The organism is Ruegeria sp. HKCCA4812 (genome assembly GCF_013034245.1).
Taxonomy (GTDB): domain Bacteria; phylum Pseudomonadota; class Alphaproteobacteria; order Rhodobacterales; family Rhodobacteraceae; genus Ruegeria.
In genome coordinates, this window is sequence record NZ_WQFQ01000012.1 from 40851 (window position 1) to 59043 (window position 18193).

The 18193-nt window shown below is 58.9% G+C and carries 20 protein-coding genes, 1 other RNA gene and 1 riboswitch; of the genes, 13 read left to right on the forward strand and 8 right to left on the reverse strand.

Translation table 11 applies throughout. The features are described from left to right. Positions 1 to 103 precede the first annotated feature (103 nt). Entirely contained in the window at positions 104 to 937 is an 834-nt protein-coding gene (locus GOW04_RS20750; protein WP_171233869.1) for a prephenate dehydratase, read from the forward strand. Positions 938 to 941: 4 nt separating this feature from the next. Here GOW04_RS20750 and GOW04_RS20755 read toward each other — a convergent pair whose 3' ends face one another. The 3 genes from GOW04_RS20755 to nudC are packed head-to-tail and all read right to left on the reverse strand — an operon-like array spanning position 942 to position 3020. Continuing rightward, positions 942 to 1484, reverse strand: a complete 543-nt coding sequence (locus tag GOW04_RS20755) for a chloramphenicol phosphotransferase CPT family protein (protein ID WP_171233870.1) — start codon at positions 1482 to 1484, stop codon at positions 942 to 944. Between the two features lie 47 nt (positions 1485 to 1531). Further along, positions 1532 to 1999, reverse strand: a complete 468-nt coding sequence (locus GOW04_RS20760) for an SRPBCC family protein (protein ID WP_171233871.1) — start codon at positions 1997 to 1999, stop codon at positions 1532 to 1534. A gap of 37 nt (positions 2000 to 2036) precedes the next feature. Further along, complete coding sequence (nudC, locus tag GOW04_RS20765) at positions 2037 to 3020, reverse strand: NAD(+) diphosphatase (RefSeq protein WP_171233872.1); 984 nt, start codon at positions 3018 to 3020, stop codon at positions 2037 to 2039. A gap of 182 nt (positions 3021 to 3202) precedes the next feature. On the opposite strand from nudC, the gene GOW04_RS20770 reads away from it, so the two are divergent. From GOW04_RS20770 to rsgA, 3 genes are all read left to right on the forward strand, one after another. After that, positions 3203 to 5071, forward strand: coding sequence for a bifunctional 2',3'-cyclic-nucleotide 2'-phosphodiesterase/3'-nucleotidase (locus tag GOW04_RS20770; RefSeq protein ID WP_371814429.1), 1869 nt, complete (start codon positions 3203 to 3205; stop codon positions 5069 to 5071). Between the two features lie 39 nt (positions 5072 to 5110). Further along, positions 5111 to 5209, forward strand: an RNA gene (ffs, locus tag GOW04_RS20775) — signal recognition particle sRNA small type. A gap of 158 nt (positions 5210 to 5367) precedes the next feature. Continuing rightward, a complete protein-coding gene (rsgA, locus tag GOW04_RS20780; protein ID WP_171233873.1) occupies positions 5368 to 6393 on the forward strand; it encodes a ribosome small subunit-dependent GTPase A in 1026 nt (341 codons plus the stop codon). Positions 6394 to 6432: 39 nt separating this feature from the next. On the opposite strand, the gene GOW04_RS20785 is transcribed toward rsgA, so the two are convergent. Further along, positions 6433 to 7353 (reverse strand): hypothetical protein, encoded by a 921-nt coding sequence (locus tag GOW04_RS20785; protein ID WP_371814430.1) that lies wholly within the window; start codon positions 7351 to 7353, stop codon positions 6433 to 6435. A 70-nt stretch (positions 7354 to 7423) separates the two neighbouring features. Beyond that, positions 7424 to 7646: riboswitch (cobalamin riboswitch) on the forward strand. 90 nt (positions 7647 to 7736) lie between these two features. Here GOW04_RS20785 and GOW04_RS20790 point away from each other — a divergent pair. Continuing rightward, positions 7737 to 8144, forward strand: a complete 408-nt coding sequence (locus GOW04_RS20790) for a hypothetical protein (protein WP_171233875.1) — start codon at positions 7737 to 7739, stop codon at positions 8142 to 8144. Here the strand turns inward: GOW04_RS20790 and GOW04_RS20795 are convergent. Further along, a complete protein-coding gene (locus GOW04_RS20795; protein ID WP_171233876.1) occupies positions 8136 to 8648 on the reverse strand; it encodes a dual specificity protein phosphatase family protein in 513 nt (170 codons plus the stop codon). The two genes, GOW04_RS20790 and GOW04_RS20795, sit on opposite strands and share 9 nt — an antisense overlap. A gap of 171 nt (positions 8649 to 8819) precedes the next feature. Between GOW04_RS20795 and GOW04_RS20800 the strand changes: the two genes are divergently transcribed. The 5 genes from GOW04_RS20800 to GOW04_RS20820 all read left to right on the forward strand — a co-directional run bounded on the left by GOW04_RS20800 (position 8820) and on the right by GOW04_RS20820 (position 13065). Next, positions 8820 to 10583: a DNA polymerase III subunit gamma/tau gene (locus tag GOW04_RS20800; RefSeq protein ID WP_171233877.1), complete on the forward strand. Its 1764-nt coding sequence runs from the start codon at positions 8820 to 8822 to the stop codon at positions 10581 to 10583. Between the two features lie 400 nt (positions 10584 to 10983). After that, positions 10984 to 11337: a YbaB/EbfC family nucleoid-associated protein gene (locus GOW04_RS20805; RefSeq protein ID WP_170347293.1), complete on the forward strand. Its 354-nt coding sequence runs from the start codon at positions 10984 to 10986 to the stop codon at positions 11335 to 11337. A 61-nt stretch (positions 11338 to 11398) separates the two neighbouring features. Next, positions 11399 to 11992, forward strand: a complete 594-nt coding sequence (gene recR / locus GOW04_RS20810) for a recombination mediator RecR (protein WP_171233878.1) — start codon at positions 11399 to 11401, stop codon at positions 11990 to 11992. A 153-nt stretch (positions 11993 to 12145) separates the two neighbouring features. Next, entirely contained in the window at positions 12146 to 12490 is a 345-nt protein-coding gene (locus GOW04_RS20815) for a hypothetical protein (protein ID WP_171233879.1), read from the forward strand. Positions 12491 to 12576: 86 nt separating this feature from the next. Further along, positions 12577 to 13065 carry a hypothetical protein gene (locus GOW04_RS20820; protein WP_171233880.1) on the forward strand — a complete coding sequence of 163 codons (489 nt, stop codon included), beginning with the start codon at positions 12577 to 12579 and terminating at the stop codon, positions 13063 to 13065. On the opposite strand, the gene GOW04_RS20825 is transcribed toward GOW04_RS20820, so the two are convergent. Next, complete coding sequence (locus tag GOW04_RS20825; RefSeq protein WP_171233881.1) at positions 13062 to 13703, reverse strand: ribonuclease T2; 642 nt, start codon at positions 13701 to 13703, stop codon at positions 13062 to 13064. The two genes, GOW04_RS20820 and GOW04_RS20825, sit on opposite strands and share 4 nt — an antisense overlap. 130 nt (positions 13704 to 13833) lie before the next feature. Between GOW04_RS20825 and GOW04_RS20830 the strand changes: the two genes are divergently transcribed. Together GOW04_RS20830 and GOW04_RS20835 are read left to right on the forward strand one after the other, a co-directional pair. Then, positions 13834 to 14595, forward strand: a complete 762-nt coding sequence (locus tag GOW04_RS20830) for a DUF1013 domain-containing protein (RefSeq protein ID WP_152459211.1) — start codon at positions 13834 to 13836, stop codon at positions 14593 to 14595. 51 nt (positions 14596 to 14646) lie between these two features. After that, a complete protein-coding gene (locus GOW04_RS20835) occupies positions 14647 to 15036 on the forward strand; it encodes a hypothetical protein (RefSeq protein ID WP_152459212.1) in 390 nt (129 codons plus the stop codon). Positions 15037 to 15092: 56 nt separating this feature from the next. On the opposite strand, the gene GOW04_RS20840 is transcribed toward GOW04_RS20835, so the two are convergent. Beyond that, a complete protein-coding gene (locus tag GOW04_RS20840) occupies positions 15093 to 16124 on the reverse strand; it encodes a permease (RefSeq protein WP_171233882.1) in 1032 nt (343 codons plus the stop codon). Continuing rightward, a complete protein-coding gene (locus GOW04_RS20845) occupies positions 16117 to 16425 on the reverse strand; it encodes a helix-turn-helix transcriptional regulator (RefSeq protein ID WP_171207031.1) in 309 nt (102 codons plus the stop codon). Before GOW04_RS20845 ends, GOW04_RS20840 begins: the two co-directional genes overlap by 8 nt. Positions 16426 to 16558: 133 nt before the next feature. Between GOW04_RS20845 and GOW04_RS20850 the strand changes: the two genes are divergently transcribed. Then, positions 16559 to 18019 carry a PLP-dependent aminotransferase family protein gene (locus tag GOW04_RS20850; protein ID WP_171119873.1) on the forward strand — a complete coding sequence of 487 codons (1461 nt, stop codon included), beginning with the start codon at positions 16559 to 16561 and terminating at the stop codon, positions 18017 to 18019. Positions 18020 to 18193 lie beyond the last annotated feature (174 nt).

Below are 18193 nucleotides of genomic sequence, written 5' to 3' on the forward strand. Positions count from 1 at the left end.
CAGCTGTCTGCGCAGGTGTCTAAGGCTTCCACTTGCGAGAGGCAAGGTATAGACACCGCGACGAAACGACCAAATCGCGAACTTGTTGCATGGAATCGACCAAATGACCAATCGCATTGCTTTTCAGGGCGAACCCGGCGCCTACAGTCACGAGGCCTGCCGCAACGCACGACCCGAAATGGAGGCCCTGCCCTGCCGCACATTCGAGGATGTGATCGAATCAGTTCGCTCGGGCGCGGCCGATCTGGCGATGCTGCCGGTCGAAAATACGACCTATGGTCGGGTTGCCGATATTCACCGGCTGTTGCCCCATAGCGGGCTTCACATCATCGATGAAGCGTTCGTGCGTGTTCACATCAACCTACTTGGTGTACCCGGCGCAAAACTGGAAGACATCACCGAAGCGCATTCGCATCTGGTGCTGCTGCCGCAATGTTCCGGCTTTCTGAAAGAACACGGTATTCGCGGCCGTGTCAGTCCCGACAATGCCCGCGCCGCGCGCGAAGTGGCCGAAATCGGGGATTTGCATTCCGCCGCTCTGGCCAGCGAGCTTGCGGCTGAAATCTACGACCTGAACGTGCTGGCCCGCCATATCGAGGACAATGACGACAACACGACCCGTTTTCTTGTCATGTCACGAGAGGCGGATCTGTCGCGTCGGGGTGAGTATGACATGATCACCAGCTTCGTGTTTCAGGTCCGCAACATCCCGGCCGCGCTGTACAAGGCCATGGGTGGCTTTGCCACCAACGGGGTCAACATGACCAAGCTGGAAAGCTATATGGTCGACGGATCCTTTACGGCAACGCAGTTTTATGCGGATATCGTTGGACATCCCGAAGACCGCAACGTGCAGCTGGCAATGGACGAGCTGGAACATTTCACGACCAATGTCGAGGTTCTTGGCGTCTACCCTGCGGCCCATCCTCGCAGCTGACAGGTCACGCGAAAGACTGGCTGAATTCCGATTTGCGCAGGTCACTGCGCCATGCCTGAAGAATTGTCTGTACGTTGGCTTCAATGCCGTCCATGGAATCAATTTCGATATCGTAAACTCTGCCAGCGTGGATCATGGTTTGGTCCCGTTGGGCGCTTCCCACCGGACGGTCGCCGCGCAATCGTTCGCGCGCGTTCAACTCGGGAACCGGGCAATGGACAGCTACGAACAGAACATCAAACGGGCGGAAAAGGTCGCGCAAATCTTTGTCCCACCCCGGCGTATCCAGAATATGTTCCAAAATCAGATTGTTGCCCGAGGCCGCGTAGGCAGCCACCGACTGATGAAACCCATCAAAGACAGCCGATCGGTCGTCGGACCAATCGAACTCGCCACGGCGATAGCGATCCAGCGGCAGAACACCACAATCGCGCAGGTGGTCGATCGAGATATGCCAGAATGGCTTCGCTATCTTCTGTTGCAAAGCCTGCGCGATCGTCGATTTTCCGCTGCTTGATGCACCATGCAGAAAAATAATGTGCGACATCCGAGGTTTTTTCCAATCCTTGCCCCGATCAGCCCAGCAGACGCCGTTTACGTCCCGTGCAGGTGACGCTGCTCCAGTTCACGCGCAAACTCGCTGAACCGCAGCTGGAATTGCTTGCGGAACTTTGACTGTCCAAGCTTCATGGACTGCAACAGCAACCGCGCGGGCAAGGATTTTGCGGCCAAGGACATCTCGATGCTCAGGCGTGTCCGGCGCGGAGACAGGGCCAGAAAATCAACTGTCGTCAGGCCGGTCATCCCTTTGCTGGCCGCCTCGAACCGCATTTGCGACGGCTTGTCGTAATCCGTCATCACCACCGACATCTGGCGCGGCTTTCCACGCAACTTGAATTCGGTTTTCCATTCAGTGCCGGCAACCACCGTTGCATCAGCCTCCAGACGCCGCACGTCGATACCACGACGCATCGCCATACGTTCGAACCTTTCGAAATCCGACACCATGTCGAACACCGAATTGATCGGGGCTTCGATATCTTCGCGCGCTGAAAACTGCATAATGACCTTTGCTGTTTATGGCTTCACCAGTTTTTCCTCAGTCCAGCGTATCCGCAAGCCAGTTCTGAAGCAGAAAATGAGCGATAGCTCCCTTGCGAGCCGGCAACAACCGGGGATGTTCGCCGGCAAATGCCTGCATCATTTCGGATTTGCTGACCCACATCGCCTCCTCGATCTCGACCGGATCGATAACGATGTCACGCGACAGGGCCTCGCCGGCGCATCCGAACATCAGGGATGCCGGGAACGGCCAGGGCTGGCTGGACAGGTAAGACACCGCGCCAACAGGTACGCCTGCCTCTTCCATCACCTCGCGGCGCACCGCCGCTTCGAGCGTTTCGCCGGGTTCGACAAATCCCGCCAGCAAGGAAAACATTCCCTCGGGCCAACCCGGAGACCGCCCCATAAGCACATTGTCCCCACGCGTAATCAGCATGATCACAACCGGATCCGTGCGCGGAAAATGTTGCCCGCCGCATGACGGGCAACTGCGCTGCCACCCCCCTTGCGACATATCGCTGGCAGCGCCGCAGCGGGCGCAGAAGCGATGTGTTTCGTGCCAACCGACAACCGCCTTGGCCGATGCGGCCAGTTCGGCATCACGAGGCGACAATCGCGCCATGATCCGGCGAAGCTCGGCGAAAACATGCCCTTCAGGCAAATCCGGGTGCTGCTGTTCGGATCTGTCCACGAACTCTCCCAGGCCGGTCAGATCCAATCCCTCTGCCCCCCAGGCCGAGATATCCGCGGCAAACAGGGGTGCGCCCTCTGCGTTCAGGCCCAGAAAAACCGGTGCTTCGATCACGCCGCCGGGGCCATCGCATACCAGCGGGTGAGTCATCTGCGTCAGGGCAAGCTGATCCAGCGCCGCGCCCACGACCAAAAGCTTGCCTCGCCACAGCAATATGCATCGCGCAGCAGGGTCGCGCGCCATCTCGGCCAGCTTCTCTGAATCCCCACGAAGATGCGCTGCCCGATTCAGGCCCGAGCCACCGAAAGTCACCTGCTCTGCGTTTTTCATTGGAATTCCTTCTGGTCTTGCGCACAGGGCTGCCATGTCTCAGGCCCTGTTGCAATGGCAATTCAAGACGCAAAACGCAGAGACGCGCCGCCGAAAAGCCGCATGGCGGCCTCGGAAAAATCATCTAGACTGCGCTTTGATGATTTTAGCCCAATACCACATTCAAAAGCAGAACAAAAAAAGTGAAGCAAAACCCATCGACGCAGGTTCAACCCACAAAAGACCGTGGGCGTATTCGTATTCTTGCCACCTCCGACCTGCACATGCATCTGACCGGTTTTGACTATTACGCGGACACACCGGACCCGACGCTTGGGCTGACACGCACCGCCAGCCTGATCCGCAAGGCCCGACACGAGGCCACAGACGCGCTGGTGCTGATGTTCGACAACGGGGATTCGCTTCAGGGAACGCCGATGGGCGAATGGGCCGTTCGGAACGACAATCCCCACCCGATGATGCAGGCATTCAAGGCGCTGGACTATGATGCGATTGGTCTGGGCAACCATGATTTCGGGTTCGGGCTGCCGACATTGGACAAGACCCTTGCACAAGCCCCGTGCCCGGTTCTGTGCGGCAATCTTCATCGGTCCGGAGAACAACAATCATGGCAGCGTTTTACGATCCTTGACCGTGTCGTGAGAGTGGGAAACAAGGATGTGCCCATTCGCGTCGGCGTGTTTTCGGTTCTGCCGCCGCAGACGACGCGTTGGGAAGAACACAATCTGAACGAAACCGTAGCGGCGGACGACATCGTTGTCGCGGCACGGTCCCTGACGCGTATCTTGCGCGAAAAGGGGTGCGATCTGATCGTGGCGCTCGCTCATTCCGGGCTTGGACACCCGGACGCAGCGACCGACACTGAAAATGCCGTTATTCCCCTGGCCGCGATCGAGGGCATCGACGCTGTTGTCGCCGGGCACACTCACCTGACCCTTCCCGCACGCATCGGCGCGCAAACCCCGAATGTGGATTACGTGAAAGGGCTGGTGCATGGAACGCCGGTTGTCATGCCCGGCTCGGCAGGCGCATATCTTGGAGTAATCGATCTGGCCGTTACCCTACAGCCCCAGTCGGGGCTGCGTGTTGCCGACAGCCACGCCGAATTGCGCCCGGTTTCGGTGGGCGGCACCGCGATTGGCGAAGATTTGGAAATCGCGCATCTGGTTGAACCCGCACATCAGCAGACCCGTCAGGACATGGCCGCGCCCGTTGCGCGCGTCTCGGACACATTGCACAGCTATTTCAGTTTCTGTGCGCCGGATCGTGGATTGACGCTTGTGGCAGCCGCACAGGCAGCCGCGTTGCGCCCTTTTTTACACGGCACCACGCTTGCAGAGCTGCCGCTGTTGTCAGCCGCGTCGCCGGCCAAATGCGGCGGACGCTCTGGCCCCAGGCACTATACGGACGTGCCGCCCGGTGAAATCTGTCTGCGTCACGTGGCGGACCTGCATGTCTTTCCCAACGAGTTGCGCGCGGTTCAGATCACGGGCGCGCAGCTGCTGGAGTGGTTGGAGATGTCAGCCAGCGCCTTCAACCAACAATTCCCCGACGCCGAGGCAGAGCTGTTCGACCGGGATCGGGCGGGATACAATTTCGATGTCATCTTTGGCCTGTCCTATCAGATCGACCCGTCGCAACCGGCGCGTTACGATGTCGGGGGGCAAATGATCCATCCCGGCCACAGGCGGGTGCATCATCTGACTTGCGCAGGCCAGGCCGTGCAACCCGATCAGGCATTTGTCGTTGCGCTCGATAATTATCGCGCAAGCGGGGGCGGACATTTCCCGCATGTGTCATCGGCCCCGGCCATCGATCTGTCCCCGCTGGATATCCGGGACATTTTGCGGGACTACATGACGCACCGCCTGCCACCCGACCCATTGGCCCGGCAACCTTACCCCTTCTCTCTGATGCCGAAATCGGGGGGGACGACCATTCTTCGGACCGGCCCCGGTGCTTTGAAGTATGTCGACGAATTGAACAGGTTTGCCCCCAAGATTCTGGAACCTGACGAAAACGGTTTTGCACGCATTCGGCTGACGCTCTGACGGGTTGTCTTTTGCCGAAGCCTTCCCTATATCCAGAGTCGAGAGGTTGGCGCGGGCGAGCGCCTCGCCAACCTGGTCAGGTCCGGAAGGAAGCAGCCACAACGAGCCCCGCTTGGGTCGATGTCCAACCTCTCACTTTACGAACCTTAGCCGCAGGAGGGCTTTATGATTGTAGCAAAGACCCTTCGGGCAGCACGGTTCTGACCTCACGGTATCGACTGACTGCCTGAACACATGACCCGGGGATGAGCGATCGCCATCCGTCGGGAGTGCTGTTTCTGACGACAGGCAAACCAATGTTTCTTGCACTTTCGGACCTGGGATGGTCCTCTCACTTTGCTGCGCAACACGCGGCTTATCCTACCTGCACACCTTTTCGCATCACTTCCGTTCATCGGGACCGCCTGATCGGGCTGAACCCTAACGGCGAAGTCCCGTTGCTGACCCCCGATCAAACGACCGGCAGCTATGCCGTTGGCGATTGGGTTCTCACCGATGACGACAAACGCGTGCGCCATTTGCTCGACCGGCGCAGCCTGCTGCACCGACGCGCCGCCGGTACAGGCGCCGCGACGCAACTGATCGCAGCCAATGTCGATGTGCTGTTCATCGTCAGCTCGTGCAATGCCGATTTCAACCTGCCCCGGCTGGAACGGTATTTGGCGCTTGCGTATCAGGCCGGGTGTTACCCGGTCGTTGTTCTGACAAAGGCCGACAAATCGGCGGACCCTGACAGTTTCTCGGGACAGGTGCAATCACTGGACCCGTTCCTGACGGTTCTGGCGATCAACGCGCTGGACCCGGCAGAGGTTGAAAAGGTGCTGTCCTGGTGCCCAAAAAGCCAGACCGGAGCGCTGGTTGGTTCGTCGGGCGTTGGCAAGACGACACTTGCCAATACCATGACCGATCAGGATCTTGCCACCTCGGACATTCGCGAGGATGACGCGCGGGGCCGACACACGACGACCGCACGCGCATTGCACCGGATGCGCAACGGCGGCTGGTTGATCGATACACCCGGAATGCGCGCATTGCGCCTGGTGGACGCTCAGGATGGGATCGACGACGTTTTCTCGGACCTTGCCGAGTTGAGCCGGGACTGCCGTTTTTCGGATTGCCAGCACAGCTCCGAGCCCGGATGTGCCGTGCAAAAGGCAATAAGCCACGGCATGCTTGATCCGGCTCGATTGGACCGGTGGCGCAAGCTTCGGCGCGAAGATCAGCGCAATTCTGAAACCGTCGCGCAGTCCCGGGCGCGGGACAAAGCGTTCGGCAAGATGGTCCGTGGCGTCATGAAGGAAAAGAAACTTCGCAACCGGTGATTGTTGGACGGTGCCCGGCCCGTCCTACGCCGCGTCTGATCAAGCGATCAGTCGCGGCCAAACCGCTGCATTGCGCCGGGCAAATGCTCCGATATGACCAACCTCGGGCAACCCGAAATCGGCGGGGTTCAGCAGGTGGCGGTTGGCATCGGGGCCGTAAAGATCCGCAAGCCGCCAAACCGCTTCCGGCGGCACCATCTGGTCGTCCTCGAAGGTGAACAAATCCACGGGCGTTCCAGAATCCTTCCACTGCGCCGCAGGTAACTCATGCCCGATTTCAGGCACATAATTCAAAGGCGCGGTACACCATTTGCGCCACTGCCAATAGACCGATGCCGGCAGATCCGAGCCGAACCCGATCGCCTTTCCGGGAAGGTAGCCAAGGGCTCGGGCCAAAAGCGGGGCATGACCATACCAGAACAATCCTGCCAAACCACGATAGGGCCATGGATGGTCGCTTACGGTTACCAGCCCCGAACACACACAGATCATCCGGTCAATCAGATCGACATCCGGCTGCACAGGCCCCAACATCGCGCCGATCGAATGGCCGATGGTCCAATGCTGCGAATCGGGAAACCGTCTGCGCATTTCCGCCCTTGCCGCGGGCATGTCGATCAAGGCCCAATCCGCCATGGTCGCACGCGAGTCTTTCAGGCGGCCGGTCAAGGAATGCCCGTAGTCGCGATAGTCATAGGTCAGGCAGGCCATACCCTGCTCGGCAGCAAGCCATCGTGCGAAATGACGGTAATAATCGCGCGGCACACCCGTTGCACTGTTCAGCACGACGACGATTTCGGGCGAGGTCAGCGGGCTGTACAACCGGGCAGACAGTGTTTTCTGCCCGGACGGAAAGCGAAACTCTTCGGTCAATACCGTTTGCTCTGTGTCCAACATGATCTCTGGCTTTGCGCTTGGTAAATCCGGTTTCCGAACCTCAACGCCCTCGACACTATGCATGAACCGACACCGTATCCAGCATGACCAAGCGTCCGGTCAAAAGATCGGCTTGACTCGATGCGTGCTCAAACGCTAGCGGTTGTGTGATGGTTTCCGGCCTCCACAAGGGGTCGGGATGAAAAGGGAACACGGTGCGGTGATGTCTGGTCATGCAGGCAACAACCAAATCCGCGACTGCCCCCGCAACTGTAAGCGGTAAGCGATGCCGAAACACCACTGGCCCCGAAGGCTGGGAAGGTCGGCAAAGCGATGACCCGCAAGTCAGGAGACCTGCCATCGGAAACGAAACCGAAACTCGGGCGGGGTGTCCGGGCAGGTCCTGACGGCATCACGCTGTTCCACCTGTCCAAAATATCCTGTCCACCAAGCGCGGAGGGCGCAGGATGATCTGGAAGACAAAAACACATGAATTCAGTGCAACGGTATGTCAGCGGACGGGCAAAACCTGCCCCGCTTTGGCGCGGCTGGCGCGCTCGATTTCCGAAGCTATGGCCCAGGCGACCTCGGCCACCAGTGACGATTTCGAAATTGAGGGCAGCAGTGAGCTGTCACATTGCACCGAAGGATGTCATGCAATTTTCCGCGCGCGATCAGACAGTATTCGTGTCTTTTGCGGGACGCAGCCCGAAACCGCGATTGAGCCGCTGAACGGCTATGCCGACCTGATCTTCGGAAACACGTTCAGTGCGATGCCATCCGGCGTCGTGAATCCCCCACCCTGCGCGATGATCGAAGTTTCCACGATCCAGCCGAGAAAACCTGTTTGCGCGCCCGCGCAGATTTCAATCTGAATCCAGACTGACCTGTGCCTGCGCACGCTGAGAGGCCCAGGCCAGTTGCGCATCCGTTTCGACGGCGCAAGGGCGCACCGCCCGCAATCGTTGCAGCGCCATGTCCGTGCGTTCGCCGCATTCGACCATAAGCCGAAGGACAACCATACCTGACCTGCCACATCCCCCGCGGCAGTGTACCAATACGCGACCTCCGCCGGAAAGCGCGTGCCGGGCCGCGGCGCTGACGGACGGCCACGCGTCATCAATCGCTTTTGTCGGCGCTCCGAAATCTTCGATCGGCAGGTGAACCCATCGGCTGGCGCGGCTTTGAATATCGCTGCCAAATTCCTGCGCCCCGTCCTGAAGCATTTCGACATCCGTCGTCATCGAAACAACAAGCCCCGGCTGCCAGGCTGCGATCATATCCAGATCGCTGGAGTAATCTCCGCCGCGTCCGGGCATCGAGGTCAGTGCCAGCGTTCCGCCACCGACTTGCAGGGCGTAGATCACCAACTGCGACATGAATCCTGTCCTCCCCAAAGAACTCTTTACAAAAATGAGCCATTAAATCCGCTGATGCAGTTTAGTGCGAAAGCGACTCGTTTCTAAATCAAAAATCATCGCGCCCCGCTGTGGACGCGGGCAACGGTGGCCACTACGCTGTGCCCAAGCACCGAATCCCAACGAGAAGACATGACAGACAGCTCCAGCCCCGCCTATCAGGTTCTCGCCCGCAAATATCGCCCGGAAACCTTTGCCGATCTAGTGGGTCAGGATGCCATGGTGCGCACCCTGAAAAACGCGTTTGCGGCCGACCGGATCGCGCAGGCCTTCATCATGACCGGCATTCGCGGCACCGGCAAAACCACGACCGCAAGGATCATCGCCAAAGGGATGAACTGCATCGGACCCGACGGAACCGGTGGCCCCACGACCGAGCCCTGCGGTCAGTGTGAACATTGTGTCGCCATCATGGAAGGCCGCCATGTCGACGTGATGGAGATGGACGCCGCCAGCCGTACGGGCGTCAACGATATCCGCGAGATCATTGACAGTGTCCGCTATCGCGCCGCCAGCGCGCGTTACAAGATTTATATCATCGACGAGGTTCATATGCTCTCGACCAGCGCGTTCAACGCGCTGCTCAAGACGTTGGAAGAACCGCCCGCGCATGTGAAGTTCATCTTCGCAACCACTGAAATCCGCAAAGTCCCTGTCACCGTGCTGTCCCGCTGCCAGCGTTTCGACCTGCGCCGGATCGAACCCGAAGACATGATTGGCCTGCTGCGCAAGATCGCCGAAGCGGAAAACGCCCAGATCGCCGAAGACGCGCTGGCGCTGATCACCCGAGCAGCGGAAGGATCGGCGCGGGATGCGACCTCGTTGCTGGATCAGGCGATTTCGCATGGGGCTGGTGAGACGACCGCCGATCAGGTACGTGCAATGCTTGGACTGGCAGACCGTGGCCGGGTTCTGGACCTTATGGATATGATCCTGCGCGGCGATGCCGCCGAAGCACTTACCGAGTTGAGCGGCCAATACGCCGAAGGCGCGGACCCGCTGGCGGTGCTGCGCGATCTGGCCGAGATCACGCATTGGGTGTCCGTCGTCAAGATCACGCCTGACGCGGCGCAGGACCCGACGGTTTCTCCGGACGAACGGACCCGGGGCCAACACATGGCCGAGGCTCTGCCGATGCGGGTTCTGACCCGGATGTGGCAAATGCTGCTGAAGGCGCTCGAGGAAGTCTCGGCAGCCCCCAACGCCATGATGGCCGCCGAAATGGCCGTTATTCGCCTGACCCATGTGGCGGATTTGCCCAGCCCCGAAGAGCTGATCAAACGATTGCAAGATGCCCCGCCACCGCCGCCGGGCGGGCCCAATGGCGGCGTTTCGATATCCCGACCGGGCACCGGTCCGGCGCCGGCTGGCGCAGCCCATCCACCTACCTATGCGCCGTCCCCTCGCGGTGCCGGTGGCGCACCGGTTGCAGCCCTGGCGCAGGATGCCCAGACGGCTCTTGCCCGGTACCCGACCTTCGACCACGTGGTGGAACTGATCCGGACAAATCGCGACGTGAAATTGCTGGTCGAGGTGGAAAACGGCGTGCGCCTCGTCTCCTATCAACCCGGGCGAATCGAATTTACGCCCGCCGCCCAGGCACCGGCCGATCTGGCGCCACGGTTGGGCTCTGCCCTGCAACGCTGGACAGGAAATCGGTGGGCTGTCTCGATCGTCTCGGACGGAGAAGCCCCAACAATTGCAGAAATTCGGGACGAGGCCGAGCTGGCACTGAAATCCGAGGCCGAAAAACACCCGTTGGTGCAGGCGGTACTGGCGCAATTTCCAAAGGCGAAAATCACCAGGATCGAAACGCCGGAGCAACGCGCCGCCAAGGTCGAGACCGAAGCGCTTCCCGAGGTGGAAGACGAGTGGGACCCGTTCGAGGAAGACTAACCCCGCCGCCCGTCACCCCCTGTTTCAAACGAAGCTGAACGAAGTTTCAATCGAACACATCCGCCTGCATGTCTCAGATCGTTTGTTGCGACACCGGCCAGCGGTAGGCGGCCCGTGACAATTCTGATCCGGATGCCGCGTAGCCATTCGAACCACGCCCAGATTTTCTTTGCCCTGTGTGATCAGTCTCGGCAGAAGACCATATGCGCGCCAAGGGCAATCCGCGCGTGTCGGGCCTGCAGGCGAATATGGCGTCGCAGATGGGCGGCACGATCCTGCTGACGCCTGCGCCGATCAACATGCCGGGCGGAACGATAGAGCCTCCGACCGGCGGGAGAACCCTTGTGCCATGTGGCTGCTGCCCGTATCTAGAGCGCAAACGGAGACACAGGAGAATACTATGCTGAAAGGACTCGGCGGGCTTGGCGGTCTGGGCGACATGGCCAAGATGATGAAATCCGCGCAGGACCTGCAAACCAAGATGACCGAAATGCAGGAAGAGCTGAACAACATGATGGTTGTCGGCGAATCCGGTGCAGGCCTGGTTAAGGCAACGGCGACAGCCAAGGGTGAACTCAAAGGTCTGGATATCGACCCGTCGATCTTCAACGGCGATGACAAGGAAGTGGTCGAAGACCTGATCTTGGCCGCCATTAAGGATGCGCAGACCAAAGCCGCTGAACGTTCACAGGAAGAAATGGCCAAGCTGACCGAAAGCATGGGCTTGCCCGCAGACATCAAGCTGCCGTTCTGAGCTTCATCTTTTCTAAAATACTCCCGCCGGAGGCTCCCTCCGGCGCAAGACAGGACTGGCCATGAGTTCGAACAGCGACATCGACAACCTGATCGACCTGATGGCCAAACTGCCGGGCCTGGGCCCGCGCTCGGCCCGCCGCGCGGTTCTGCACCTGATCCGAAAACGCACCCTGCTGCTGACGCCCCTGTCTGATGCCATGCAGCAGGTCGCCGTGACTGCCCGCGAGTGCCTGAATTGCGGCAACGTGGGCACCACTGACATCTGCGACATCTGCAACGATGAAGCCCGCGCAACCGGCGAGCTCTGCGTGGTCGAAGACGTCGCCGATCTGTGGGCGATGGAGCGTGCCGGAGTGTTCAAAGGCCGTTATCACGTTCTGGGCGGCACGCTGTCGGCGCTGGACGGGATCGGCCCCGACGAGTTGCGCATTCCCCGCCTCAAGGACCGGATTGTGGCCGAAGGGATTACCGAGGTCATCCTGGCGCTGAACGCCACCGTCGATGGCCAGACCACCGCCCACTACATCGCCGATCAGCTTGAGGGGCAGGTCCGCCTGACTTCGCTGGCGCAGGGTGTGCCTATTGGCGGAGAACTAGATTATCTGGACGACGGGACGATCACGGCCGCGCTGCGGGCGCGGAAGGAACTGTAGCTCTAATTCCCGGTTCATTTTTCGCGAGGCCTTTGCGCTAGGCGGCGCCAGCGCAGCGCGCGATGCACGCTCAAATATCGCGGTAACTAGCTTGACAGCTGTACTGTTATTGGATGAGTTTCTTTCTGTTAATTCCACGGATTATCAAACACGATGAAACACTTAGCGTTTTATGCAATTGTTGGTGCTTTCGCCTCGCCCTTGGCCGCTGAAACTCTCTACTTATACGAAGACACGCACGATTTACCGCCGCCATACAAACAATGGTGGAGCGCAATTCCAGAAGACAAAAAGTATGATGAACAAACACACAGGCACGTCTATGTTCGCGGTGAAAGTAAGTATGGCGATTTTTTTGGCGTTCTATACGTTGATTGCATTAACCCTGAATACTCCGAATGGTTAGCTGTCGGAGGATCGCTGAATTCAGAAGACGTTCCAAACCAGGCAATTGTTAACCTGAGACTTGAGATTTGTTCCAACGGCGAGGAGACCTGACACGGCCCGCGGGAAATTAATGGATTGTCTAACTTCTACAACACTTTACAATGACATGAATAGATTGTCTGATTTGTGGATGTGCTATGACCCGCCTTCTCGCCCTCACTTTCGCCGCTTTGACAGCCACCTCCGCCCTAGCCCAAGACCTCATCGACAAGGGCTTTGTCGAAGGTTGGAACATCATGATGGACCCAGCGCTTGGCAACGGGTGCCTGATCCAGACGGTGTATCAGGATCTCTCGGTGGTGCGGCTGGGCTATGACGCGCTGGGCAATCGTGGGTATTTCGCCGTGTACAACAAGGCATGGGGCGACATTAAACAGGGTGAGAGTTATCCGATCCGCTTTGATCTGGACGGCAAAAGCTATGATGCGACGGCCATCGGGTTCAACGAACGCGACGTGCCGGGCGCAACCGTGTTTTTCACCGACCGGAGCTTTGTGAACGCCATCGCCCAGAATAAAACGATGACAGTCTACAATCCGGCAGGTGAAGTGGTGATGGCCATCGATCTGAAAGGCACCGCCAAGGCGCTGGACTATGCGCGGGACTGCCAGAACAAAAAGCTTTAACGAATCGGATCGAACAGGGCGTCCTTTGCCGTGCAGTCACGGATCACGTCGCGGCCACAGGGTACGGGATCAAGATCGCGGGACAGGCACAGGCGGACTTCTTCGATATAGCCCTGTTTGCAGGTGATCGTGATCATGTCGCGCTTCAACTCAGGGTTGGCCTTCAGGAATGCCTCCTCGACCACCGAAGCCGGCAGTTTGACGGATGAATCCAGCTTGCGGAACACCTCAGGGCGCTTGACCGCTTCATAAGCCCGCCGGGACAAGGCAAAGTAGTCGGATGCCGACAATCCCGAGCATGTGCCGTGTTTCTTCCATTGATGCCAAGCAAGGCCGGAACTGCCCTGTATATCCTCCATTTCCCGCGTCATGCGTCGCGAAGGTGGGCTTTCGGGGGTGCGGCAGTAGGACGGCCAGCCCTGATGGAACTGTGGCCATAACCCGTGCAGTATCCAGCCGTGATCATGCCGATCGTCACATTGATCCGAGCCGCGCGCGTCACCTTCGCGGGCGCACCAGTTGGGCGACCAGCTGAGCGACAGCACGTAGTAATCGAACTCGCCCGCCTTTTCACCCTCGGCCAGCGCAGCGACTGCGCTCAAGACCCACAAAACCAGCCCCGTAATCCCTTGGCGCATTCGCCTCTTCCCTTCTTGCCTTTGCGCGACTATATACGGGCCAAGTTCCCCGACAACGGAAACCTGCCCCAAAACCAAGGGGCCGCCGAATTCCGGCGACGGGACAGATGTATGTATAGGAGACGGGCTGATGGCAAAACCGCTTATGGCCAAGGCAACCGCCGTATGGCTGGTGGACAACACCACGATCAGCTTCAAGCAGATCGCGGATTTCGTAGGAATGCACGAGTTGGAAGTGCAGGGTATCGCTGATGGCGACGTCGCCGCCGGCGTCAAGGGCTTTGACCCGATCGCCAACAACCAGTTGACCCAGGAAGAAATCGACGCGGCACAGAACAACCCGCTTCACAAGCTGAAGCTCAAGTTCAACCCATCGGCCGCCGGCGAGGAAAAGCGCCGTGGCCCGCGTTATACGCCGCTTTCGAAACGTCAGGACCGTCCCAACTCGATCCTGTGGCTGGTCAAGTTCCACCCGGAACTCAGCGACGGCCAGATTGCCAAGCTGGTCGGAACCACCAAACCCACCATCCAGTCGATCCGCGAACGCACGCACTGGAACATCGCCAACATGCAGCCGATTGATCCTGTTGCTCTGGGTCTGTGCAAACAGTCCGAACTGGACACGGCCGTGCAGAAAGCGGCGGCCAAGAAAGCGGCTGAAGGCGGCGTGATGAGCGATGACGAACGTCGCAAGCTGGTCTCGACCGAGCAGTCGCTGGAAATGGACGCTGCGCCGAAAATCCCGACCGCAATTGAAGGTCTGGAAACCTTCTCGCTGTCCGACGAGCCGTCGGAAGAGAAAGAAGACGAGCCGATCATCGACGCAGACAGCTTTTTCAACCTGCCCAAGGGTGGGGCGGATGACGAAGACGAAGACGATCTTCGTCCGTAACGCGCAAACAGCCTCGGCCATGACGGCTGGGGCTTTTTTCACGGACTTGCCATGCTGAACGTTCTATCTGCGGTATTTGGCCCGCACCGCGCCGTCACGATTTATGCCTTTCTGAAAACGTGGGGGCTTGGTCTGGCCGGCGGCGTTGTCATGATTGCCATCGTCACGACATTGTTTCTACTGGGGGATGAAGGCGAACACGAGCATGAGGCGTTTCTGATCGTCCCGGTTCTGTCTGCAACTCCGGTGAACGGAGATCTGAAGAACGGCGTCGTGGCGTCGGTCCGCTTGCCTGATGGGTCCGCCACATCGATTACGTCCACAGATGCGCAGATTTCGCAGACAGTGGGCACGACGGCCTGTATTGAAAAACGCGTTTACGTCGAAAGCGGAGAAGCACGATACCGGTTCAAACTGCCACGTCTGTGCGACGGTAGTTGATCGACGGAACCGAACGGATAAAAGCCGCCCGATGTGACACCGGGCGGCTTTTGCGTTCAAACCAATTGAAAGATGATACCAGCCACGATTGCGCCACCGACCCCCAAGGTCAGATAGGTTGCAAAGACACGTGGTTTGACCAATGACCAGACTGCAGCCATCGCCGGGATGGAACTGACGGCACCGGCAACCATGAACGACATGGCCGCACCCGCTGTCATACCTTGCTCCATCAACCCTGCCAGCAAAGGCGGCGCCACGTAGGAGTTCAGGTATGCCGGCATACCCACCAGCGCAGCAACGACGATTGGCAGCACGCCTTCTCCGCCAACCAAGCCAGCGATCAGGTCGGCGGGGACATAGTTGACCAATAGCGCCTCAAGCACATAGGCCAGCGCAAGCCATTTCAACAGGAACAGACCGTTGTGCACGAATTCCGAACGGAACCGGGCGCGGCGCTCGGGCTCCTGCCAGAATTTCCAGACCGGTTTTTCATCCGTTTTCGGACCACATCCGCAGCACCCGGCGGGCTTGTATTCGCGCAAGGGCTGGGCAAACGCGCCGTTGCGCATCAGCAACCGAACCGCGAACCCGCCGAACAGGCCAAGCGCAACCGCCGCAACAGCCTTGCCGATGGCAAAGGGCCATCCCAGCGCACCGGCGGTAATCAAAAGCGTCGGCGGATCGATCAAAGGTGAGCTGAGCCAGAACGCCATGACTGCGGACAACGGCGCACCAAGGGCCAGAAGACCCGCAATAAAGGGGATAACCTCGCAAGAACAGAACGGCGCAAGACCACCGAACAAGGCAGCCAGAAAGATCATCCGGGTTTCGCGCCCCTCAAAGGCACGCGCCACCATCACCTCTGCGCCGGTCGCCTTGAGGTAAGACAGCAGAAGCACTGCAAACAGAATATATTGCCCTGTATGCGCCAGAGCCTTGGCTGCAAATGTCACCACCTCGGGCAAGTTTCCGGGATCCAGGATCGCCACCGCCGCCAGAATGACGACGATCAGCGTCCAGGGTGTCTTGATCAGGTCCAGCGCCACTTTGGCAGTCATGCGCGGGTTCTGTGTCAAATCAGCCATCGTTCGCAGCCTTTCCAACTTCGTCAGCACAGCACTCGCTGAGAATGAATTGCGCCAGATTTCTCAATTCGTCGTAATTGGCGCGGTTGATCGTGGTTCGACCGACCTTTTCCTGTTCGACCACTCCACCGGCCGCAAGAAACCGCAGGTGATGGGCCAGGGTCGACGGGGCAATCCCTGTCCGGTCCTGTATCTCGCCAACGGTCAATCCGGCTTTGCCAGCCCGGACCAGCGTCTTGAGGACTTTCAGCCGAGCTTCAGAGCCCATGGCAGAAAATCCGGCAGCAGCAGCTTCCCACATCCACTATCTCCATTAAACTAGATTTCTAGTTATTTAGTCCGAAGGAACTCTCCGGTCAACCCCGCCGACAAAATTTCGTGACTGCGATGTAAGTCCAGATTGCCCCGGCCTTAAGTCCACCCTATAAGCAGGCATGGGGATTTCGGTCGATACATTCTTTCTCGAGCTCAATGGTCAGGGCACATTGCAGGCCCAGATCCAGCAGATGATTGCCGAAGGCATCTTGTCCGGTCGCTTTCACGTCGGAGAAAAACTCCCTTCGTCACGCAAACTGGCCGCGCATCTGGGTGTCAGCCGAATAACGGTGACGTTGGCCTACACCGAACTTTTGGCCAATGACTATCTGACGGCAAAGGGGCGGTCCGGGTATTACGTTTCGCAAAACGCACCTGTCCCCCCCAAGTATTCGCCTGTCCAGCGCGGCACCGAATCCGTTGACTGGGACAAGGCGCTGGCACGCCGCTTTCTGGACAGTGACGTTCTGCCAAAACCCAGCGACTGGCGAGAGTACCGTTATCCGTTCATCTACGGGCAGGCTGACCGAACCTTGTTTGACCACGCCAACTGGAGGTTATGCGCCGTCCGCGCGTTGGGACACAAGGATTTCGATTCGCTGACCGGAGATTACGTGGATCAGGATGATCCGTTGTTGATCGAATTTATTGCCCGTCACACTCTACCTCGCCGTGGCATCGCAGCCCGCCCCGAAGAGATCCTGATCACTCTGGGCGCGCAGAACGCGCTCTGGCTGGCATCGCGCATCTTGCTGACCCACAATCGCACGGCCGTCATAGAAGACCCATGTTACTATGCACTGCGAAGCCTTCTGAACCATTGGGATTGTGCGGTAACACCCTTGAGTGTGGACAGGGACGGTTTGCCTCCAGAGGCGATTCCCGACGAAGCGGACGTCATCTTTACCACCCCCAGCCATCAAAGCCCGACAACCGCGACCATGCCGATCGACCGCCGCAACCAATTGCTGGACCGAGCACGCGATCTGGATGCGATGGTCGTCGAGGATGACTATGAGTTTGAAATGGCCTTCCGAGGCGCACCTTCGCCGGCGCTGAAATCCATGGATCGGGATGGGCGCGTGATTTATGTCGGCAGTTTTTCCAAGTCGCTGTTTCCAGGATTGCGACTTGGATACATGGTCGGCTCAGAGCCCTTTATCCGCGAGGCGCGCGCGCTGCGCTCCTTGGTTCTGCGCCACCCGCCAGGCCACATTCAGCGCACGGCGGCGTATTTCCTGTCGTTGGGCCATTACGACGCGCAAATTCGGCGTATGTCGAAGGCCTTGCAAGAACGGCGCGACGCGATGGACGAAGCCATCGCAGAAAGTGGGCTGACCGTGGCTGGACGGGGTGTGATTGGCGGCTCTTCAATGTGGATGTCAGCCCCTGAGCACATCGACACAACTCAACTGGCATTAAGGCTGCAAAACCAGAGTGTTCACATCGAGCCCGGCGCACCGTTCTTCTCGGGGCCGGACAGGCCACAAAATTTCTACCGCTTGGGCTATTCCTCCATTCCAACAGACCGCATCGCGCCCGGCGTGAAACTGATCGCCGACGCAATTCGGGCCGTGTGAGCCTCATCTGGACCTAATCCGGCTTTCGTTTTGGCCCTAACGCAGGTCGCACCCTTGCGCCAAAACCATATCAAACGCCGGGCACAGTGCCCGGTTTCACTCACTCTTGGTTGGAGAGCACTCAGATGAAGATGACGACGGAAGAGGCGTTTGTTAAGGTTTTGCAGATGCACG